18 protein-coding genes are annotated in these 20902 nt (G+C 52.3%); 12 read left to right on the top strand and 6 right to left on the bottom strand.

The window, feature by feature from the left end; genetic code table 11:
* Positions 1-196 precede the first annotated feature (196 nt).
* Positions 197-550, top strand: a complete 354-nt coding sequence (locus BUA28_RS12855) for a hypothetical protein (RefSeq protein ID WP_072768519.1) — start codon at positions 197-199, stop codon at positions 548-550.
* 235 nt (positions 551-785) lie between these two features.
* Here BUA28_RS12855 and BUA28_RS12860 read toward each other — a convergent pair whose 3' ends face one another.
* Positions 786-2813 carry a GumC family protein gene (locus BUA28_RS12860; protein ID WP_072768520.1) on the bottom strand — a complete coding sequence of 676 codons (2028 nt, stop codon included), beginning with the start codon at positions 2811-2813 and terminating at the stop codon, positions 786-788.
* A 602-nt stretch (positions 2814-3415) separates the two neighbouring features.
* On the opposite strand from BUA28_RS12860, the gene BUA28_RS12865 reads away from it, so the two are divergent.
* Together BUA28_RS12865 and ygiD are read left to right on the top strand one after the other, a co-directional pair.
* Positions 3416-3604: a hypothetical protein gene (locus tag BUA28_RS12865; protein ID WP_072768521.1), complete on the top strand. Its 189-nt coding sequence runs from the start codon at positions 3416-3418 to the stop codon at positions 3602-3604.
* Positions 3605-3796: 192 nt separating this feature from the next.
* Positions 3797-4585 (top strand): 4,5-DOPA-extradiol-dioxygenase, encoded by a 789-nt coding sequence (ygiD, locus tag BUA28_RS12870; protein WP_072768522.1) that lies wholly within the window; start codon positions 3797-3799, stop codon positions 4583-4585.
* Positions 4586-4633: 48 nt separating this feature from the next.
* Here ygiD and BUA28_RS12875 read toward each other — a convergent pair whose 3' ends face one another.
* Complete coding sequence (locus BUA28_RS12875) at positions 4634-5767, bottom strand: NAD(P)/FAD-dependent oxidoreductase (RefSeq protein WP_178298046.1); 1134 nt, start codon at positions 5765-5767, stop codon at positions 4634-4636.
* Positions 5768-6071: 304 nt separating this feature from the next.
* Here BUA28_RS12875 and BUA28_RS12880 point away from each other — a divergent pair, with 304 nt between their 5' ends.
* From BUA28_RS12880 to BUA28_RS12890, 3 genes are all read left to right on the top strand, one after another.
* A complete protein-coding gene (locus tag BUA28_RS12880) occupies positions 6072-6737 on the top strand; it encodes a dioxygenase family protein (protein WP_218124755.1) in 666 nt (221 codons plus the stop codon).
* Between the two features lie 123 nt (positions 6738-6860).
* Positions 6861-7859, top strand: a complete 999-nt coding sequence (locus BUA28_RS12885; protein WP_072768524.1) for an aminoglycoside phosphotransferase family protein — start codon at positions 6861-6863, stop codon at positions 7857-7859.
* Positions 7860-7861: 2 nt separating this feature from the next.
* A complete protein-coding gene (locus BUA28_RS12890) occupies positions 7862-8620 on the top strand; it encodes an HAD family hydrolase (protein WP_072768525.1) in 759 nt (252 codons plus the stop codon).
* Here BUA28_RS12890 and BUA28_RS12895 read toward each other — a convergent pair.
* Positions 8604-9473 (bottom strand): hypothetical protein, encoded by an 870-nt coding sequence (locus tag BUA28_RS12895; RefSeq protein WP_072768526.1) that lies wholly within the window; start codon positions 9471-9473, stop codon positions 8604-8606. The two genes, BUA28_RS12890 and BUA28_RS12895, sit on opposite strands and share 17 nt — an antisense overlap.
* A gap of 431 nt (positions 9474-9904) precedes the next feature.
* On the opposite strand from BUA28_RS12895, the gene BUA28_RS12900 reads away from it, so the two are divergent.
* Positions 9905-13228: a bifunctional diguanylate cyclase/phosphodiesterase gene (locus BUA28_RS12900; RefSeq protein WP_072768562.1), complete on the top strand. Its 3324-nt coding sequence runs from the start codon at positions 9905-9907 to the stop codon at positions 13226-13228.
* A 136-nt stretch (positions 13229-13364) separates the two neighbouring features.
* Here the strand turns inward: BUA28_RS12900 and BUA28_RS12905 are convergent, their stop codons facing one another.
* The gene (locus tag BUA28_RS12905; RefSeq protein ID WP_072768527.1) at positions 13365-13550 is read right to left on the bottom strand and encodes a hypothetical protein; all 186 of its coding nucleotides are present in this window, start codon (positions 13548-13550) and stop codon (positions 13365-13367) included.
* A gap of 401 nt (positions 13551-13951) precedes the next feature.
* Here BUA28_RS12905 and BUA28_RS12910 point away from each other — a divergent pair, with 401 nt between their 5' ends.
* A complete protein-coding gene (locus BUA28_RS12910) occupies positions 13952-14266 on the top strand; it encodes a phage protein NinX family protein (RefSeq protein WP_072768528.1) in 315 nt (104 codons plus the stop codon).
* 80 nt (positions 14267-14346) lie between these two features.
* Positions 14347-15933: a phospholipase D-like domain-containing protein gene (locus BUA28_RS12915; RefSeq protein ID WP_072768529.1), complete on the top strand. Its 1587-nt coding sequence runs from the start codon at positions 14347-14349 to the stop codon at positions 15931-15933.
* 142 nt (positions 15934-16075) lie between these two features.
* On the opposite strand, the gene BUA28_RS12920 is transcribed toward BUA28_RS12915, so the two are convergent.
* A complete protein-coding gene (locus tag BUA28_RS12920; RefSeq protein ID WP_083570017.1) occupies positions 16076-16714 on the bottom strand; it encodes an SRPBCC family protein in 639 nt (212 codons plus the stop codon).
* 391 nt (positions 16715-17105) lie between these two features.
* Here BUA28_RS12920 and BUA28_RS12925 point away from each other — a divergent pair, with 391 nt between their 5' ends.
* Together BUA28_RS12925 and BUA28_RS12930 are read left to right on the top strand one after the other, a co-directional pair.
* On the top strand, positions 17106-17612 hold the full coding sequence (locus BUA28_RS12925) for a hypothetical protein (RefSeq protein ID WP_072768530.1): 507 nt from the start codon (positions 17106-17108) through the stop codon (positions 17610-17612).
* Between the two features lie 62 nt (positions 17613-17674).
* Entirely contained in the window at positions 17675-19078 is a 1404-nt protein-coding gene (locus tag BUA28_RS12930) for a Dyp-type peroxidase (protein ID WP_072768531.1), read from the top strand.
* A 245-nt stretch (positions 19079-19323) separates the two neighbouring features.
* On the opposite strand, the gene BUA28_RS12935 is transcribed toward BUA28_RS12930, so the two are convergent.
* Positions 19324-19671 (bottom strand): DUF488 domain-containing protein, encoded by a 348-nt coding sequence (locus BUA28_RS12935; RefSeq protein WP_072768532.1) that lies wholly within the window; start codon positions 19669-19671, stop codon positions 19324-19326.
* A gap of 429 nt (positions 19672-20100) precedes the next feature.
* On the opposite strand from BUA28_RS12935, the gene BUA28_RS12940 reads away from it, so the two are divergent.
* Positions 20101-20592 (top strand): CreA family protein, encoded by a 492-nt coding sequence (locus BUA28_RS12940; protein WP_083570018.1) that lies wholly within the window; start codon positions 20101-20103, stop codon positions 20590-20592.
* Positions 20593-20902: the final 310 nt, after the last annotated feature.

Raw genomic sequence — 20902 nt, forward strand, 5'->3', positions numbered from 1 at the left:
CCTCTTTCCCTGGCGCCTGCTGGACAAATGTTTCCCATTGGACAAACTTGAAAACCGGCCAAACAAAATCCCATCGCTCGCGCTCGCTTTGGCCCTGCGTTGCCTTGTTACCCGGACCGTCAGGAACTGCACGTAGCAGATTGGGTCAAACTTGTATTCTAGCGCTTCGTATTTCTTTTTGGAGGAGAGCGGCAAAATGACTAATTGTATCCTGCCACAGCATGAAAATCATACTCATCCGCATGGACCCGAATGCGGCCACACAGGTATCGTGCACAACGGGCATGTCGATTACCTGCATGACGGGCATCTGCATCACCCGCACGGCAACCATTTCGATGAGCATGTGATAGACATAACCACGGCCAATCCTGAAAGCTGTACGCCTGAACATCAATGCGCGGGCCATGCGCAAGAACATATACATGGACCTGACTGCGGCCATGAAGCCGTGCCGCATGGCGATCACATGGACTATCTTGTCGATGGCCACCTCCATCACCCGCATGACGACCATTGCGATGATCACGGGGCAGTTACGGTGGCATGATCCGGGAATTGCTGACAAGGTACGAGCGGGTCCGGGCAGGAGCCATACACGATGGGAATTCTACATCGGAACAGGTAAGAGGCTTGGTGCGCCGGCTTCGCGCTCGCTTCGTTTAGGCGGACGAAGCTGCCTTGCGGGTCGTTGCTTTATCCGGGGGTAAATCCTGCTCTACCGATTGCGGCTGATCGCGGTGAGAAATCTTCGGACGGTGAAACCCGCCATGCGGGTCGTTGTTTTATCCTCGAGGGTAAATTCCTCCCTGCTGGTTTGTAGGTCGGGCTTCGCCCGACATTGTCATTAGCGCAGGGTGAAGTAGCTCAATCTCGTAAATATCCCGGCCTTGTTGCGGCGGTGAATACGCGCTGTAGCTGGAAACGACCGAAGGCTCCAAATGACCCGTGACCTGCTCAAGGTCCCCTAGCCGCAGTCCTTGGCGTACAAGATAGGCGATATAGCTGTGCCGGATTGCTTCGGCGGTAATTTGCTGGGGATCAGGCAAACCCGAGTCCACTGCCGCACAGATTAATGCGGCGGAAAGATCGATGCGCGTCCCTGGGTCATCCGGGTTCCATACAGGATGACCCCCTGACTGCATGAGCGACGATTTAACGGAATTGCTCAGAGGAATGATTCTGGGCGACCTTCCTGCCATATTGATGGCTGCGGCATCCAGATCGATCTGGTCGGCCGTCAACGATGCGGCTTCATCGATAGTCAATCCGCTGAGCAATAAGCCAATCAGTTGTTTTCCCTTTAGATTGGCAGCGTTGAGCAAGATTCTTAGCTGATGACTGGAAAGCTCCCGGCACGCCGGGGCTGCCAAGGCATTGTTTGTTTTTTGCCCCATTTGGCCCGCCGTGGCGCCGAGCGCGGCATGAGAATGTTCGATTAATGGGGCAGAGGGGGCCGGATGGCCCTGCACGCCAAAAACCGCAACAAGCGGCTGCTGTTCTTTTTTTTGCGTTGCCAAATACTCGAAAACCCATACGCTAAAGAGCCCTAGCAATAGCGACCCTACAATGGCTATCAAAGCGTCCCGGCTATAATTGGGCCTGAGTGGTTCCACCGGTTCAAAAGCCCTGCTAATGACAGTTACCTGCGGATATTTATCTTTGCGGCCGGTTTTGACTTGTACCAACCGCTCCTGCGCGTCTCGATAAAGTGTCTCCAAACCTTCCAGATCGGTTTTCAAGGCATCGTGCTCAGCAAATTTGGATGTGAATGCTGATGCTTGCCGTTTATGCTCACTCAATTGAGCACGAATTTCTCTAACAGTTTGTTGTGCGGCCGCATACGCCATCTCGGCATCTGTCAATGCCACGCTTGCGCCGTATTTACGTTTATTATTGACTGCGATCTCCAGTTCCTTGATTTGCTCTGGAATAGATCTCAAATCAGGTTGCAGATTTAAATACTCCCGTGTAAATTTTTTATCGAGTTCCGCCAGCTTTTCGCGCAAATCCCGCAAACGCGATTCAAGATTAACCAGGCTGCCCTTCTCATCATCGGGAACCACCGCCTTTCCCCGGCCAATGGCGGTCTGGATAGAACTCAGGTGGGCCCTCGCCTTCACTTCATCCTCACTGGCCTTGTTGAGGGAATCGTTCAGGCCTTTAAGGCGGGCTGCTGCTTCATTCTCCTCACGTTGCGTGGAAGAGATATCGTGGTTTTTTCGGAAAGCCTCCAGCTCTAGCCGGGCAGAGCTAACCTTATCAGCCAGCCGCTTTACCTCGTCCTCCACAATATGTTCGGTATCGGTTGTCAATCTTTTGACTTCTTCAGTCCGTGCATCCAGGTACACATCTATCCACGTGTTAATGAGCAGCGGCAAGAACTTTGCATCGGGCCCTTCTGCCTTTATCTCAACGAGATTGGTTTCAGCGATGGGATCGACATTCAACAAATTCTGAATATCGGATGCAGTCAGCCGTTGCAGAGATTTGCCTGCTGATGTCGCCTTGAGTCGCGACACAGTCTCTGCAGCAAGCTCGTGCCGCAGAAAAATCTGTCGCTGAATAGCGACATGCTGAATATCCGCCTCGCTGCTTCCACGGTCTATGGCTGTCATCGCCGAAGTCAGCAAGGTGGCGCCGCTACCGTAAATTGCTGGTCGGCTGTAAACATAAGCCAGGCTTATAGCAAGGCTGATTAGAAATACCAGGCTGAAGATGCTGAATCTGCGGGACCGGTACCAGGGATGCTCATCCGTGTCGCCTGCGGCACGGAAATCTGGGGTAAAGCGGGAATCAATTCTGTTTTTCATAAACCGGGTTACATCCAAAAATTCGATATAGCGAACGCAATCCAGGTTTCAATGGATAGGCAAAATAATAGCCGGATATGTTCAGGAATAGCAATTAGATAAAGATTCGGCAAACTTATATCACGCTACAAGCAAAAGGCGTGCTAGCTTTGCATTGAGATAAAGGAAAGTAAATTCATCGTATTGTTTCCATGCAGCACCTGTCCATCAAATAGATGGTTACGAAGATCAAATAGAACGTCAACAGACCAGACGACACGATAGCAACCTCACCACTTTCATGTCAGGCGTTCTCATCAGTTCTGCGAAAACGCGAACTTATAAAATCTTGTGCCACAAATGCAGCTTCCGTTCGGTTCCGCACGAACGAAACCCGATCCGTTCCCGGACAATGTGCGCAATTCGAGAAATGAAGCTTTCATATTACTGTAAAAGTTTCGTTTTAAGCTGAAGACGTAGCTGGAGCGGTATACGCTTTTCGAAAGCGGGCAAAAAAATATTGGAAGCCCTTAAACGCCCTTCGCCCTTTTTGGCGAACAACTGCTTCGGAAACTTATTATGGTTTATTCAGCTTTTTTATTTATTCCCTTCAGGGGCGCACAATGAAAAAACGTAATGATCAGGATGTGTTCGGCCTAGCTTCTGCATTGTTTGATCTCAGGTCGGCAGCCTTCCGACAAAAAATGTTTAGACATTTCCAATCGAGTGGCCACCAGCATTGGGTAAATATCGAAAAAATACCGGAAAGGAAAAAGCATGAGAGCATCACACTTTATAAAGAAAGCGCTTGACTGAAAGCCTGGCTGGCGTCCTGCATCTTCACCCGGCTCAGGCATTCCCGTCATGGCTACGGTGTTGCCGAGCTATCGCCGACAACACAAATTGCGCTTGAAACCCCCGGGTTATGCAGTGGCCTCGTGACTGGAAAATTTCGATGAGTCACGAGACACTTCCGGCCTCTCTTCTTATATTCATTTAATCCCATGCCCTACCCCATGGCATTGATGCCCGCAGTGTTTGTGGGCCACGGCAACCCGATGAATGCGATCTCCCGCAACTCATATACTGCGGCGTGGTCCGCGATCGGCGCCTCGCTCACCCACAGACCCAAAGCTATTCTCTGCATTTCGGCACACTGGTACGTGCCGAAAACAGCAATCACGGCCATGGCGCATCCGCGGACTATTCACGACTTTGGCGGATTTCCCCCGGAGCTTCATCAAGTTCAGTATCCCGCACCGGGTTCCCTTGAGTTCGCTGCAGAAGTCGCGGATTTGCTGATGCCAGTTGCGGTCATGGACACAAGCTGGGGTCTTGATCACGGCGCCTGGTCAGTTCTCATGCACATTTTTCCCGACGCCGATATTCCCATCGTCCAATTGAGCATAGATGAAACCCGGGAAGCGGCCTGGCATTACGACACGGCCCGACGCCTGGCGCCATTGCGCGATCAGGGAGTGCTTATCCTGGGCAGTGGGAATATCGTACATAATTTGCACGCGTATGCATGGGGAAAGCACAATGTAGAACCATACGATTGGGCTGTCCGGTTCGAGAATGTCGTACGTGAAGCGTTAAGCTCGGGCGATGTCGATTCTCTCATAGCGTATGACAAACTGGGGCAGGACGCATTGTTATCGGTACCCACCCCAGAGCATTACCTTCCGTTTCTCTACGTCCTTGCACAACGCCGGAAAGATGAGAAAATCAGTTTCCCGGTGGAAGGATTTGATGGCGGCTCAATTTCCATGTTGGCCGTAAAGATCGGCTGAGATCAGCCTTGCTCATGACCCGGCGATACCGATGGGTACCCCAGGTTTTCAAAGGCGGCCGTAATGGTATGCCGCTGTCTTTTCCTGTCGGCTCACGCGCTCTCGTATCGCATCTTCATACTCCGCAAATCCCATGAGTGCGTGGGGTTGCGTTGATCCTTGCGTAGCCTTCAGCAGCGCATGCGCCCCAAGCTGCGCGGATTCAATCGCTAATTCAATTCCCATTCCGCTGAGCGGATCTGGCGCATAAGCAGCATCACCGACAGCGATCCAGCCTTCTCCCGACATCCTGTCGAACACCTGGGCGCCAGCCATACGGCCGGATATTTGTATCTTTCCTGATGCAGCCGACAGTAGAGGTGCGAGCAGCCGAGTGTTGCGAAGCTCGCGAACAAAAAATTCCTTCAGGGAGGCAGGCCTTTTTTTAACCTCATCGCGATCAGTACAGAAACCGGCAAAGTAACTGCCGTCCCCGACGGGCAATGCATACCACCAACCGTTGTCCATACCCTCGACATAAAGCGTATTCCCGGGCGATGGAACTGACCCGCTAACCGGCGTTCGTAAGAACGTCATCAAGGCAATCTTCGATGGTTCGGCTACGGGTGACCGGTCAACAAACTGTGCGGCCACGCGGCCGGTAGCAAGGACTAGAAAACTGGCAGAGGCATGACTTCCGGCCTCATCCCCGACGGTTGCGGCGGCCGAGCGCATCAGGAGATGCCACTGATCTCCGCTGCGCTCGATTCCCACAATTTTGGCATCGTCAATGATCAATACGCCCGCCATGCAAGCCACGTCACGCAGCGCCCGGTCGAAAAGCGGGCGCTCTATTGCGATACCGGCACCCCATGGATTAAACATTGCGTTAAATGTGACGGGCTCGGGCGTATCCCATAATGATATCGTCTCGTGGACTTCTACCCCGAGCGATGCCTTCTGAAAAAAATCGGGGCTGTAGCGTTCAATAAGGTGACGCGCGTGGCCAGACACGAGTTCGATGCCGCCTGCGGCATAACCGCCCCAATGTACGAGACCCACGCGCGCGCCGCCGCGCGCGAGCATGAGCGCGCATATCGCACCCGCCGGTCCACCGCCGACGACAGCAATATCTAAACTTCGGCTAAGCCCGGGCATGCGCTGCAACGCCGGTTGTTGCACTTGAAAAATGCCCAGGTTCAACACTGACCCCGTTATCCACCAGCGAAGCTGTAGCTATATTGATATCATTATCAGAATACGCAGTGGAAAAGCTGATTTAATGTCTGGATCGAGAGCAGCGATTTCACCCGGCGCATCGATCGCGCAGGCGTATACTCATTCTGTACTAACATGATTTTATATGGAAGAATTCATTAGAAAAGAAGGTTTCCGGTGCGGAACATATTGCCCTGCAGGGATCGGTCTGCGGCAGAAAACCAAAACCGCATCTAATTCCAGCTTGCCATTATGAAAGAGGATATCGACCATGAATCCGGATAAGAGAATGCAAAATCATCGCGTCATGTTGAGTCGTCGCATGATATTGAAAGCATCGGCTGCAATATTCGCTACAGGCATATTGCCATCGCTCACTACAGTTTTTGCGCAACCGGCCCTGAACCGGACACAAGATCAGATCCTGGGTCCCTTTTATCCGATCATGAGCAAACCCGATCGCAGCGGAGACCTGACTCGGGTACCCGGCGGGTCGGGGCGTGCAAAGGGACAGCTTCTTATGGTTACCGGGCGCGTGCGGAATCCTGCAGGAAACCCAGTGGCAGGCGCGGAGATCGAAATATGGCAGGCCAATGCTTTCGGCCGCTATACGCATCCCGACGATACGAACCCGGCGCCGCTCGATCCGAATTTCCAGGGTTTCGGCGCGGTAACCACCGGTCCCGATGGCCTCTATCAGTTCAAAACAATCAAACCCATACATTATCCCGCGGGAATCACCGGCATCAGGCCGGCGCATATTCATTTTGACGTCAAGGGCCGCCACGACGTCCTCGTAACGCAGATGTACTTCGAAGGCGATCCATACAATGACAAGGATCCATACCTCCAGAGCACTCCCGATCCGGAAGCGTTGATCGTAAAGCTGCACTCACCAAGAACAGAAGAGCCTGAATTCATGGTCGCGGTATTCGATATTATATTCAGAGGCTAATGTCGCTGGCTGGTTACGCATACCTGAACCTCGGCCGGTTATATAGCGAATGGCGAAGGGATCACTGTAAGTTTTACGTATGCATGACCTTGAGAATTCAATGATTATTGTGATCAACAGGACATGAAATACCTCGGTCATCTCTCGACGAATGATCCTTTTTATACATACCTTCGCAACGATATTATTCCTCTGCTGGACGTCGGCATAAATTCTCCCGACTTCCGTGTATATCAACTACCGGCGTCCAACCACGTCTACCTCTACGAAGACAGCCACAGCCACACCCGCATTATCGGAAAATTTTTTGGCGGCGTCGCCGGCTTCGGGCCGGAGGTCGCCTTTCATCGAATGGAGCGAGAATTCAATAACCTGAATTATCTCCGAAGCATCGGCTTTAAAGGCTATCCGCATTACGTCGCGCGCCCCTTGGGGCGAAACGCCGATCTGAATAAGGTATTGGTAGAAGAATTCTGCTACGGCACGCCGCTTGCGGACTTCATCGTCAAGGCGATTCGCGAAAACGCCCGCGATATTCTTTTTCAAAAACTTGCTGCACTCGCCTATTTTCTCGCAACACTGCACAACCGAACTGCACACGACAGCAAAGTAGACTTCAACAAAGACGGTGTATATTTCGATCGCATTATGGAACAATTGACCAATGCCCGGCGTGTCGAGCGGGACGAAGCTTTGGAGTTTTACCGGTTCAAGGACCAGTGGCGGGAGAAAACCTTTATGTGGGAAGACCAACAGGTCCTTGTTCACAGCGATGTCACCCCGGCTAATATTCTGTTTGGCGACGGCCCCTGGGTGATCGTTATCGATCTGGAACGGATGAAATCGGCGGACAGGGTTTTTGATCTTGGGAGAGTGGTCGGAGAACTCAAGCATTTCTTCATGCAGAAAACCGGTGATAAATGGCTGGCCGAGCCGTTTATCGGGCATTTTCTATGGGAGTATGCCTGTCACTTTCCTGATCGTGACGCCGCTTTCGGCGCCATCACCCGGCGTATCCCCTTTTATTCGGGACTCACCCTCCTGCGCATCGCCCGCAATGCATGGATCGGTAAGAAATATAGCCGCCAATTACTGGATGAAGCCAAAAAAACGTTGAGGTAATCATGACGATAAAAGGCATTCTATTTGATCTCTACGGCACTCTGATCGATATCGAGACCAATGAGTCGATGGAGGAAATCTACCGCGCGATTGCTCACTATCTGACCTACCAGGGAGTATATTTGCACCGCTGGGAAGTAAGGGAGCGTTATTATCAAATCATGAAGCAGCAGAAGGAAGCGCGCGGGGAGGAATATCCTGAAATTGATGTAGAAGCCATATGGAACGAATTACTCATGCAGGAAGGCATCCGGTCAGCGCCCATCCGGGGGCAAGTAGCGAAGGTTATTTCCCATATTTACCGCGGCATATCCTGCAATCGCCTTCAGCTATATCCCGGCGTCAAGCAAGTATTGAATGAATTGCGGATGAGCTACCGCCTGGCCCTCATCTCGGATGCCCAGTCCTGTTTTGCGCAGCCTGAAATCCGTGCCGTCGGGCTGGAAGGCTACTTCGAGTCTACCGTTATCTCCAGCCATTATGGCTTCAGAAAACCCGACTCCCGTCTTTTTCAACGAACGCTCGGCAACATGAACCTCAAACCGGCTGAAGTGATCTGGGTGGGTAATGACATGTTCCGAGACATCTATGGAGCGAAGTTACTGGGAATCAAGAATATCTTCATTGATTCCAACCAAGGCGCAAAATCCTATAAGGATGTGGCTCCGGATTACCGTGCCCAGAAATTCGCGGACGTTCTCAAAGGCGTGGCGATGCTGAGACAAGCGAACGCTACTGCTACTATTAACCCGGATACCTGAACTTCAATCGGTTAACGAAGGGTGCTGAAAGTGTAAAATCGCTGTCACTTGGTATGAAAACACTACAGCTATGTTCCGCGCCCTCATCGTTTATCTTGAGGTTGGCAAATATTGCCTTATCCGCTGGACGTGCCACCCGAATTTGCGACGTTCCCGCATCTAACTTATAGCCAACTGGTAAGATCCTCCGGGCTTCGGCGCCTTCGAATTTTGAGACAGCACCTCGGGTGAGGAAAGAATGCCGAACTTCAGGCTGTACCTGCGGTTTTGAGGAGCCAGTCTTTGTCCATTTGACATTCAACAGAAATTCTTCGTTATGCGGTAAGTTTGGCGAAGCCCAGCATGTCAGGCCTTCGCGCTTCTGCATGCAAGTAGACCAGTCCTCCACCGCCTTCGATGCGACAGGATGCCCGACAGCGGACCTCTGCATGAAAAACTCCGCTGCCTGGGATGAATCCACCGTTGAATTCTTCGAGCAATAGCCGCTCTTCCACTGCGTGAATCGCTCCTCATTCAAGACGAGGCCCGATGAGCCTGCCCCGGAGTTCGCACCGGTGCTCGTTCCACCATCGTCGAGAGTGAAGAGCCCATATGAAAGACCTAACGAGCCATCATCGGCGGATTGACGCGCGCGCTTGACTGCGGTCAATGCTTGCGCGAAATTCAAGGAACATAATTCTGCGTATAGCGATCGATCTCTCAGCCGAGCATCGGCTTGGGGATACTCGCTATAGAACCCATTCGTAAGAATATTATGACAGGTACTTTCAGCAGCGGACGCGCTTCCCGGCAAAATAAAGGCGATAAACGGCATGGATAAAATGAAGGCAATGACGGCATTTCGGTTTTTCATGATGTTCCTCCGCGGCAGTAAGCATAGTATAGCTAAGATGGGCCGTTTGGATAAGACGAAGGACTGTCGACTCTAATACCATTTTTTGCGCTGAGCCAAATCAAGAAGGCGATTGATACCTATACAACATCCTGACCCGTATGATTCTGCATCGCGCTCTTATATGATGCTTCCTGGTCTATGGGGAAGAAATCCATTGAGTAGCAGCGAATTCCCGGAGCGCTCTTTAATACTGCGCTTTGTTAGCCATCACACAGAAAAGCGCTTTACTCTATGCTCAACTAGCGGCAGGCAGAAGCTCTGCCATTATTCCATGGTTGGCAAGATGATCAGAAGAGCCATACGTCATCAACTGGAAGGCCCTTCTCTCTGGAGTGGCCTCCGCTTTTTTAATATCCGATGATAAAGTTCCTTTCTCGCTCAACCGTAATATGATGAGTCGGAACCCATGGCTCATCGTTTTGCTTTACGCCGCCTTTTCAACGCTTTGGATTGTCGTTGCGGGCTATTTGATCTCGCTCTCCCATGATGATCCGGTTTTGCGGAGCCGTGCCTATCTCGCGAAAGAACTGATTCTTGTCGCGATCAGTAGTGTCATGTTTTATCTGCTGCTTAAGTGGAGTCGAAACAACGTCATTCCTTCGGGGTCACCCGGACCGGATTCCGGAAACGTCTCGTTAAATCGGTTATTGCTGATATTTTTCTCGATGGCCATGGTCGCACCCCTGGTTAGTATCGGCATCGTCAAGATATATGAGCCACAAATAGAGCGGGATGCATATGCGAATCTTCAAACTATCGTTGACCTTAAAGCAGAACAGATCGAGCTTTGGCTGGCCGAGCGACACGGGGATGCGGAAGCATTAGCGATGAGTCAGGCGCTCGTCGAGCGGATAGTGAATCTGAAGCGCGATACCGATGGGCGCCTGCAACAGCTCATTCGCAGCCGGTTGGACGCGGTTCGGCAGGCCTATAGCTACGAGTCTGTACTGCTGATGGATATAAAAGGACAGCCTCTGCTGGCGTTAGGCGATGCGCATAAACTGCCTGCTATTACCAGGACATTACTGACTGCTGCCTTGCAGACGCGCGAGATACAGAGCAGTGACCTGTTTCTGGACGAAAGTGGGGAAGCCCGGCTGGATATCGTAGTGCCTCTGGTTCACGATGGCATGAGCAACGAGGCTGTCGCAGTCGTCGTTTTGCGCGCGGATCTCGAACAATTTCTGGTTCCGCTGGTGGAAAAATGGCCCGGTCGCAGCCCCAGCGCGGAGACACTGCTAATCCGTAAAGCAGGTGAAAATATCACCTATCTTAATAAATTGCGCCACACCGGAAGCTCCGGGGGCGCCACGTTGCAACGCCAATCGTTAGCCGCGAGGGAAAACTTGCCTGGCGCCATTGCAGCACGAGAAGGCCAGCGTGGAACGGCGAGTGGAACCGATTATCGCGGGGAGCCGGTCATCGCAGTTTACCGGCCAATTTCCGGCTCTGCCTGGCAGCTGCTCGCAAAAATCGATCATAGTGAGGTACTTGCCCAATTATGGACCCTGGTATTCTGGGTCAGCGTGGTAATTTTAATTGCGATGGCTACGGTAGGCGTAATGTTGCTGCTGCTCTGGCGTCAGCAGCAACGCGCTCATCAACTGGAGTTGATTGTCCGCACTGCCGAGCAAGACCGCCTCCTCAAGTATTTTTACGAATTGCCATTTATCGGTATGGCAATCATCTCTCCCGAAACCAGGCGCTGGCTGCGATTCAACAACCAGTTATGCGAAATGCTTGGTTATTCCCGCGAGGAACTCACCGAAAAGAATCTGGCTGAGATGACATATCCGGCGGACATGAAAAAAGACATTGCCGATCTGGAACGTGTCCTGCGGGGAGAGTCGGAAGGCTATGCAACGAACAAACGTTTCCTCCGCAAAGATGGTTCGATTGTGATGGCCAACATGGATGTCAAATGCGTACACAGAAATAGTGGCGAAGTTCATTACGTCGTCACCATGATCCGCGATGTAACCGAGCAGGAGCGGCAAAAGGCCGAAATTCTTGCTGCGCAAAGTCAGTTGCAAGCCACGCTGGATGCCATACCCGATCTGCTATTCGAGCTAGACCTCGACGGCTGCTGCCATGCCTATCATTCCGCACGCACTTACCTGCCTGGTTCTCCTGTTGAAGATTTGCTTGGCAAGAAAATTTCAGATGTTCTTCCGCCGAGCGCGGCAGATATTGTCCTGTCAGCATTGCTGGAGGCTCAGAAAAAAGGGCTGTCATCCGGCAAGCAAGTAGAACTGGAGCTTTCAGGAGAAAAAGGCAGGTTGTGGTTTGAACTCTCCGTCTCCCGAAAGCAGCTGAGTGCCGAGCTGGAGCCTCGCTTCATTGTTCTCGCGCGAGATATCACCGAACGTAAGGCATCCGAACAGCGCATCATGCAACTTGCTCACTACGATCCTCTCACTGCGCTTCCTAACCGCGCGTTGCTGGCGGATCGGATGAAGGTCGCGATTAAACGCGCCGAACGGCGTTCTGGCCGGCTCGCCCTGCTATTCGTGGATCTCGACCGTTTCAAGCCGATCAACGATTCGCTTGGACACGACATTGGCGATCATTTGCTTAAAGCTGTGGCGGAACGCATGCAAGCTTCAGTTCGTAGCGTTGATACGGTAAGCCGGGTCGGAGGCGACGAATTTGTTGTCCTATTGAGCGAGATCGAAACGACAGAGGATGCGGCACGCGTTGCGGAAAAACTTATTTTTGGATTATCGCAGCCATATCTGATTGAAGAGCATGAGTTGCTGTTGACCGCAAGCATCGGCATTTGCATCTATCCGGACAATGGTAAGGAATCCAATATTCTGTTACGCAATGCAGATGCCTCGATGTACACCGCTAAGGAAGCCGGCCGAAACCGTTATCAATTCTACTCGCGTGACATGACGGTGCGGGCAATCGAACGGGTCAGTCTTGAACACGATCTGCGGGGCGCAGCTGAACGCGGCGAAATATTTTTGGTGTACCAGCCGCAAATCGAGCTTGCGACGGAGCGAATAATCGGCGCGGAGGTGCTGATGCGCTGGCAGCACCCTATGCGCGGGCTCATTTCGCCGATTCGATTCATTCCCGTCGCAGAGGATAGCGGCTTGATTCTCGCAATGGGAGAATGGGCGCTGCGCGAAGCCTGCGGGCAGGCCCGGATATGGCGCGATCGCGGGTTACTGGATATATGTATCTCGGTCAACGTTTCGGCGGTCCAATTCCGTCAAACCGATTTTGTCGTTACCGTTGAGCGCGCACTCAGGGATGCAGGACTATCGCACGGCAACCTGGAGCTGGAACTCACCGAAAGCGTAGTGATGCAGGGGATGGAGCCTACCCTGGGGAAATTACGGGAACTGGACGCTCTTGGAGTAAAGGTCGCAATCGATGACTTTGGCACCGGCTACTCGAGCCTCTCATACCTGCGGCAGTTTACGGTCGCTAGATTGAAAATCGATCAGTCCTTCGTACGGGACTTGCCGGGCAATGTTGACGCTAAAGCCATCGCGGCGGCGATTGTGGCCATGGGCCTTAGCCTCGGCTTGCGCATTATTGCCGAGGGCGTGGAGACCAAAGCGCAGGCGGAATTTCTGCAAAGCGTCTCATGCAAGGAAGGCCAGGGTTATCTGTATGCCTGGCCTATGGCAGCCGACGAGTTTGAAGCATGGGTAGCGGAATGGCAGAGCCGAACAGACAAGAAGTCGCACGCAGTTTGAATCGAAGAATCGAAGAAGCAAAGGCGCATCGAAATTCGTCAAAATATCAGTTGAGGGGAGCCTGAGACACTCCGTGAAAATCGTGATTCTTCCCGCGCGTTTGTTTCTACCTGTATTGCGGCTTGGCCACTCTTGCTTAATTCTTCTCTTCCCGATTCTCGGTCCTCTCCTTTTTGACTGGATTCTGCAGTGTATAACCCTCCTCATTTGCCTTGTAACCGCCATAAGCGCCTACGCCCGCTGCTGCCAGCAGCCAGCAGCCCGACAGCATAGGCACTGTCAGTAAAAGCGTTACCAGATAAAGCAATGACCGTACTTTCATTAGCGATCTCCTGAAGTTAAAAAATGCTGGTTTTGTGATCCCGCTTAAAGCAGCGTATCGCTAAAATCATAGGTGAATGAGTGTTAAAGTCTGTGCGGTTGCAAACGTTTGTCATTGCGTACGCGCAGTATACTAGAACATAAACGGGTCCTTACTACCCTTTTTATTACCCTTATTACCGCCGCCATCGCGAGCGCGTTCGAAGCGCCGCCGACTTGACTGTATAGCTATGATACGTCAAAGACGATTTCATACTTCCAAATGAAATGAGCATCGGATCATGGCGCTCTTACTCGATCATGAATTCTGTCAATGACAGGCAAACCGGAATGATTACGCGAGCCATATGCAGAAGCTGTAGCCCCTGCGATTCCACCGAAAAATTCCCAAAGGAGACAGGTATGAAAGTATCCGAGCTTAAAGACGAACTGCTCGATTACTGGGCGGCGAAAGCAAATGGTGCAACGGAAGTGCACGTAATTGATTCACACTGCGTCATCAATCATGTTCGCTGGGAACCGTCGCTCGACTGGTCGCAAGGCGGGCCTATTATAGAAAGAGAGGGAATTAACCTCAGTCATAGCCTGGAGCCAGGTTCGGAGCACTGTACAGCATATATGAGATCCGGAAGAAACCGGCAAAAAGGGCTCACGCCCTTGATCGCCGCTATGCGGTGCTATGTCGATTTCAAGTTCGGCGAGGAAGTTGAGGAGTAATGCCCGAGCTGTCACTTATAAACCTGGGACGGCATTGGAGAAAGGATGCGACGCGACACGCGGGCATGATGCGATAACATATGGCAAACATAAAACTGAAAGCACACTTGCGCGAAGCATCGCAACCTGCACGGATTCTGGCCGTCCAAGCATTTTCCCGCGCGGCCGGAGCTCCACTCGTACATGGCAACAGCATCCGCCTCCTCAAGGATGCAAAAGAGAATTACCCTGCATGGCTTGAAGCGATCCGTTCGGCGGAAAAGAACGTTCATTTTGAAAATTATATTATTCGTGACGATAATATCGGCAAGCAGTTTGCCGATGCGCTTATCGCAAAAGCAAAAGAAGGCTCCCGGGTAAGAGTGCTATACGATTGGATGGGCGCCCTGACCGAAACGTCGGGCAGCTACTGGCGGCGCCTCAGCGACGGCGGCGTCGAAGTGCGCTGCTTCAATCCACCGAGCTTCAACAGCCCGTTGGGCTGGGTGAGCCGGCTTCACCGAAAGTCGCTTTCCGTGGATAATCGTGTTGCGTTTGTCAGCGGATTATGCGTTGGGCAGATGTGGGCAGGTTATCCCGAACGGGATATTCCACCATGGCGCGATACGGGCATCGCAGTGCGCGGCCCGGTAGTTGCCGATGTGGTACAGTCATTTTCCCGCGCTTGGGCTGAGGTTGGGCCGGAAATCCCTGCCGACGAACTGCCGGACCAGAAGTCAATTCCTATAGAAGGTACGGTCGATATGAGGGTGCTGGGTCATGTCGCAGCCACCGCTGGATTATATCGTCTCGAACAACTGATAGCGGTATTGGCGCAAAAAACCCTCTGGCTTACCGATGCCTACTTCGTTGGCACCACGAGCTACGTGCAAGCGCTGAGAGGCGCGGCGATGGATGGCGTGGATGTCCGTTTGCTGGTGCCGGGATCGAGTGGCGACCTCAAGTTTTTGCGGCCGATATCGCGCGCCGGTTATCGTCCTCTGCTGGAAGCCGGGGTGCGTGTATTTGAATGGAATGGATCGATGTTGCATGCCAAGACTGCCGTTGCGGACGGACGGTGGGCACGTGTCGGATCAAGCAACCTCAATCTGGCCAGTTGGCTCGGCAATTGGGAATTGGATGTTGCCGTGGAAAACCTGGGGTTCGCACATGAAATGGAGCAGATGTATCTACAGGATCTGGACAACGCCACCGAAATCGTGCTCAGTGAAAAAAACCGTGTCCATCCGGTCGAGGAGCCCGAGCCTCCCCCCAAGTCGCAACGCGCAGGGATGGGTAGCGGCAAGAGCGGAAGCGCAGGAAGGCTTACCGCCGGCGCGATCCGTGTAGGCAATACCGTGGGGGCAGCCATTACCAATCGCCTTGTCCTTGGCGCTGCGGAGGCGAAAATCATGCTGTCCGGGGGCGCTGCGCTGCTGGTTCTGGCCGTGCTTGCGCTGGTGCAACCGCTGCTGATAGTGGTTCCTTTCGCGTTGATCGCTGGCTGGTTTGGTATTTCACTGCTGCTCCAAGCCTACCTGTTACACAAAAGCAGGAAAAACGGTAACGTGTCCGATGTGCCGCCCAGCAGAAACAAGGACAACGTGGTCGAGATTCCGGGCTTGCGCCGTGAGTCTGCTGCCGAGCCACCCCCCCGAGAACCGAGCGACGCGCAAGACGGACCTTGAGGCAAGTTACCGGATGTCCAGCGGACAGACCGATCCTCTCATTCTCTTTTCTTAAAAAGATAATATTGGCCTTCCAGCTTCCACTCCATTACTGATGGAAAGGCCGGCTCCGCCATGGTGCAATATCAAATGCGACGTTGCATTATCGGCTGACGGTTTTCACGCGCTCTCGTCTGATTATTTCATCGATTAATGTCTGGAATTGCTCCCGCGCCTCCTGTTTGACGAACACATCCCCCACCATGGCAGGCATCCATACACCGGGAACAAGAACCGCATGATAGATGATGCGCGTTTGCCCTCGTTCTGGCCGCAGTTCCGTGGTCTCCTCCATTTTACGCATATTGCCGCTAATCATGCGTTCGTGGATTCTCTCGAAGGGAACCAGCTTTATTTCTCGTACTGATTCGAATGAAAAGACAATGAAACCGTATTTCGTGATACTTTTTTGCAAAACATGGCAGTGGTTGCCCATTCTGCCAGTGACCCTGCTGGACAGAATACCTGGATTAAACTGGGGTGTGTTTTCGAAATCGGTCAGTACGGCCCAAGCCTTCTGGGGCGCAACCGGAACGACAAAACTGACGTCAATGATGATCTGCTCGCCATCATTCTGTACGTCGACCCTGATATTTTTATCATGGGGTTCGAGTATCTGCTTGACGGGATTCAAAACCTGTACGTTTTCACTCCTGGGCTGATTCTCCTCTTGCGACCAAGCTGAATCTCCCAGAAACAGATTCAGGAGAATGGCAGCGAAAATGACTTGAAATTTATTCATCGTTCAGAACCTGTAGTTCTGCATTGGGGTTTATTATTCGCCGATTTTTGCAAAGGAACAATATTTTTTTTGATGAGCATGAATGAAGGTATTGACGGTACGGTACTACACGCCAATCGGTTTACCCCGCTATGAATTTTTCCGGTTTCACTTCCCTGGAGTCTGTCGGATTTAAAGGAAATCAGCTGCCAAGCGCCTGGCCCGTTCATATTTCGCCGCTTTTTCAACCTACAGGAAATAACTATTGGCCTTCAAAATTCTCGAATCTGCCCTCACTCATTCACTTTTTCACTTCGATTCTTCAAGTCCGACCTGCTGCTGGACTACAATAGCAAAACGACGGGCTCGAAAGTTAGCCATAGGCACATCGCCAATCTCAGGAGAAATCCCCATGAGTCTATTCCACCCCCGTATCGGCCCGGCGCTGCCGCCGGATGCGAACACCTCCATATCAGGCGCATCGAGAGCGGTACAAAGCCCCCTTACCCTGGTCATGACTATCCGTTCACCTGAAGATTTCAACATCCTCGATGAGCGAATAAAAAAAATCCAATCGGCGCCGCTAGAAAAAAATCCCGTCTGGGTGGCGCTGGATAAGCTCAAGATCGTACATTTCGCGCGTTTCGTATTCCTAGAAAATAAAACCAAGCTGGCGATAATTACGACATACGATGGCTCGTTCGACGATTATCTCAATGAGTTCATCGACGAGATAGGCGACGTGTTCAACGTGCTTCTCCAGCACATGAAGGACGCGCCGCCCCTGCCCGTGCAGCGCAATCGCAGCGCTTTCCGGGACTACATAAAAGCTAACGATCTGGGCGGCATTCCGCCTTTCTACAGCGCCTACCCACAGGCAACGGTGCTGGATATACAGGCTTCGCTGAGTCAGACCTGAAGGTAGCCCTCTGATAATCCTCCTATTTTTCAGTTCCCTTTCCGCCGCCTGACTTGCTTCCAATGCCTGACTTGCCATATGAAGACATCCAGGGTTTCATCCTCCGCACTTATGCGATGCCGGTCCTACGTGTAATTGCCTTGAAGGTAGAACAAGCGGAGCCTGCCCGACGATTTTTGGGCGGATTGGTCAATGGCAGTAATGGTGGCCATGCCGATACCACCGATGTTGCGCCCAAGCTCGCGACCGCCACGGATTGGACGGTAAAACCGCAATATTGCCTCAATGTCGGGCTTACCTACACGGGCCTTGCCGCGCTTGGGCTCCCCGCCTCCTCGCTTGCATCCTTTCCGGAAGAATTTGTGGCAGGCGCCGCAGCCCGTGCCGAGAGGGTAGGAGATACAGGAGAAAGCAGTCCAAAGCATTGGAAGAGCCCATTCGCCAGTCCTGATCTACATATCTTGCTGCTTCTCTTCGCCGAAACGGAGGATGTGCTGGTACAAGCCACCGATCAGCTCAGGGCAGCTTATCCGCACGGCGCAATGTCCGAGCTTTCCGTGCAGGAAGCCCGAAGCCTGCCTGAAAGCAAGGCACACTTCGGGTATCGTGATGGCTTCGCGCAACCGTCCATCGATGGCGGGCTTCCGCCGGTGATGCCGGATGTACTTCCAAAAGCGCCGGCTGGAGAATTCCTTCTCGGCTACCCCAGCCAGTATGCTGACTTTACTTATCCGGTGCCTGCCCCTACCGCGCTTGGCCGAAACGGGAGCTTTGCGGCTTTTCGCATTCTGGCCCAGGACTGCCACGGCTTCGAACAGTTTCTGGCAGAAACTGCCCGTCAAACCGGGCTCGACCCGGAATTGATAGCCGCCAAGCTCTGCGGCCGCTGGCGAAACGGCGTTCCGCTTTCCCTTTCGCCTCATTCCGCGGACGAACAAATCCCCCTGGAGCAGCGCAACAGCTTCGACTACGTACCCAGCGACAGCGTGCCGGATGCATTCGATGATGCTCGCGGCTACCGTTGTCCGCTGGGATCGCATATTCGCCGCATGAATCCGCGCCACTCCGTGGTAGCCGGAAACGGCGGCCTCAAGCATCGCATTATCCGCCGCGGCCTTCCCTATGGGCCCCCTTATGATTCGGCCAATCCCGATGATGGAGTCGAGCGCGGGTTATTGGGTCTGTTTATCGGCGTAAGCCTCAAGGATCAGTTCGAATTTTTGATGTCTGACTGGAGCAATAAGGGAAGCTTTGCACCCGGCTTGCGCAATACCAAAGATCCCGTCATCGGGAATAACTCGGCCTCAGGCGCAACTTTTCTCATTCCCATGGAAAATCAGAAGCATCCGGTCGAGCTTACCGGACTTTCCCGTTTTGTCACCTGCCGTGGCGCAGCTTATTGTTTCCTTCCCAGCGCCACCGCGCTTCGTTATATTTCCGCTTTACCCGACGCGCCGCTTTCCTGACAGAACAAATAGCCTTATCTGTGCATGCAATTAGAGAAAAAGCGCGTGCCTGACGAAACTGAACCCTATACCCTATTTCAGACAGTTCCGGCAGTAGCGATGGCCAACGCGAATAAACGGGCCGATTCGCTAGCTAGGCGATTTGCCCAGTGACCTGATGTGTCCAAAACATTAAGGGAAGATAGACCGGAACGGTTGCCGCAAGAGCGATCAATAAGGACCACATGATATGAAACCCATACCGTTCAGAGCTTCTCCAGAAACTCCTGAAGGACTACAGCTTCATTGCACTCTTCGTCTTTGGCGCCATACATCAGCGTGACCCTTCCTTTTTTTATCTGTTCTTTGAGCAGCGCAACCTGCTTATCGTTTTCCCTGAGTTCCGCCCGATAACGCGTCTTGAACTCGGTCCACTTGCCGTGGTCATGGGCAAACCACTTTCGAAGATCGGTGCTTGGCGCAATTTCCTTTAGCCAGATATCGACGCTTGCTTTCTCTTTTGTCAACCCCCGAGGCCAAAGCCTGTCGACCAGGATGCGCACCCCATCTTCTTTCTTCGGCGGTTGATAAACGCGTTTTATGCTGATATTCATCTGTGGGTCTTCTCCGCAGTAGTCTGCCGATAACTCACCAGCAGGGCGCTTGCCGTTACTGACTTATATCGCAATGAAGTCTGGATAAGCAAGGTATGATATCGTTCAAGCACAGCTTTGGTTCCAGCTAACCAGAAAGACAGCAATGCAACGCTCCATTTTCTGGTACGACGCACAACAGGATGAAAGGCCATGCATGCAGGACTAGACGACAGTCGTCGCCCCGGATCTCATGTTATCTCATACTCATGTCGGTCTCAAGAACCAAGGCTGCTCTCCTCCAGCAGGCCTTACCGTGAAGGAGTATGCATTTTGAATGCGATGACATCAATGATAGAAACGAAGGTTCACTGTAGTTCGCTATATGCTCAGGCGCTGGCTTGGCTTGATAGATTGTGTCGAACGTAAAATAATCTGTGAGGAGGAAAAATGCGGAAAACTGGATTTACCGTGGAAACGGTCGCCCTGGCATTGCTGTATATAGCGTTTTGCACGTCCGTAAAAGCCGAACTCATCGGTGAAGTGGACACTGCTTTCCGGTGGATGGGAAAGGATGACCGGGTGGTCATGGAAGCGTATGACGACCCCAAGGTTCACGGCATAACATGCTACGTTTCGCGTGCCAGGACGGGAGGTCTAAAAGGTACGGTAGGTCTGGCAGAGGACAGGGCAGAGGCGTCCATTGCGTGTCGGCAAGTAACCGAATCGATCCATTTTCCCGAGAAGATCCCAAGGCAGGAAGATGTATTTACCGAACGCATGTCTATTTTATTCAAGCGCCTGCATATCGTTCGCGTCGTGGATGCCAAGCGCAACACGCTCATTTACTTAACCTATTCCGATAAGTTGATAGAAGGCAGTCCACAAAATAGTATTACCGCTGTTCCGGTAGCACGCAATAATCCCATACCGGTCAAGTAGGGTTGCGGTGGTTGGCAATAATTCGGGATTGTGGCAGAAGCATTAAAGCTATCCTCAAAAAGTACTGTCCAGGAAAATACTATCTGGAGTAATTGCCCGCTTCAACGACCCGTCCGGGCATCTTTCAGGGAATCACCGCTTCAATCGCTCTATATTCGGAATGAGACGCGTTACCGTACGTGCGCTACCGTACGGACTCATCATTAATTCATGCATAGCATTACGTGTTGATGCTGTGCACCTCCAAACAAAACCAGGCTGCAAAGATAAAAACCGGTAGGTAAACCAGTTGAGCAGCTGAGAAAGCGAT

The sequence above is a fragment of the Nitrosospira sp. Nsp11 genome, from assembly GCF_900142705.1.
Classification (GTDB): Bacteria; Pseudomonadota; Gammaproteobacteria; order Burkholderiales; family Nitrosomonadaceae; genus Nitrosospira.

Bases quoted from the DNA above. Each gene is read 5' to 3' on its own strand.
- BUA28_RS12855 (WP_072768519.1), top strand. From the start codon at position 197: ATGACTAATTGTATCCTGCCACAGCATGAAAATCATACTCATCCGCAT.
- BUA28_RS12860 (WP_072768520.1), bottom strand. From the start codon at position 2,813: ATGAAAAACAGAATTGATTCCCGCTTTACCCCAGATTTCCGTGCCGCA.
- BUA28_RS12865 (WP_072768521.1), top strand. From the start codon at position 3,416: ATGAAAAAACGTAATGATCAGGATGTGTTCGGCCTAGCTTCTGCATTG.
- ygiD (WP_072768522.1), top strand. From the start codon at position 3,797: ATGCCCTACCCCATGGCATTGATGCCCGCAGTGTTTGTGGGCCACGGC.
- BUA28_RS12880 (WP_218124755.1), top strand. From the start codon at position 6,072: ATGCAAAATCATCGCGTCATGTTGAGTCGTCGCATGATATTGAAAGCA.
- BUA28_RS12885 (WP_072768524.1), top strand. From the start codon at position 6,861: ATGAAATACCTCGGTCATCTCTCGACGAATGATCCTTTTTATACATAC.
- BUA28_RS12890 (WP_072768525.1), top strand. From the start codon at position 7,862: ATGACGATAAAAGGCATTCTATTTGATCTCTACGGCACTCTGATCGAT.
- BUA28_RS12895 (WP_072768526.1), bottom strand. From the start codon at position 9,473: ATGAAAAACCGAAATGCCGTCATTGCCTTCATTTTATCCATGCCGTTT.
- BUA28_RS12900 (WP_072768562.1), top strand. From the start codon at position 9,905: ATGATGAGTCGGAACCCATGGCTCATCGTTTTGCTTTACGCCGCCTTT.
- BUA28_RS12905 (WP_072768527.1), bottom strand. From the start codon at position 13,550: ATGAAAGTACGGTCATTGCTTTATCTGGTAACGCTTTTACTGACAGTG.
- BUA28_RS12910 (WP_072768528.1), top strand. From the start codon at position 13,952: ATGAAAGTATCCGAGCTTAAAGACGAACTGCTCGATTACTGGGCGGCG.
- BUA28_RS12915 (WP_072768529.1), top strand. From the start codon at position 14,347: ATGGCAAACATAAAACTGAAAGCACACTTGCGCGAAGCATCGCAACCT.
- BUA28_RS12920 (WP_083570017.1), bottom strand. From the start codon at position 16,714: ATGAATAAATTTCAAGTCATTTTCGCTGCCATTCTCCTGAATCTGTTT.
- BUA28_RS12925 (WP_072768530.1), top strand. From the start codon at position 17,106: ATGAGTCTATTCCACCCCCGTATCGGCCCGGCGCTGCCGCCGGATGCG.
- BUA28_RS12930 (WP_072768531.1), top strand. From the start codon at position 17,675: ATGCCTGACTTGCCATATGAAGACATCCAGGGTTTCATCCTCCGCACT.
- BUA28_RS12935 (WP_072768532.1), bottom strand. From the start codon at position 19,671: ATGAATATCAGCATAAAACGCGTTTATCAACCGCCGAAGAAAGAAGAT.
- BUA28_RS12940 (WP_083570018.1), top strand. From the start codon at position 20,101: ATGCGGAAAACTGGATTTACCGTGGAAACGGTCGCCCTGGCATTGCTG.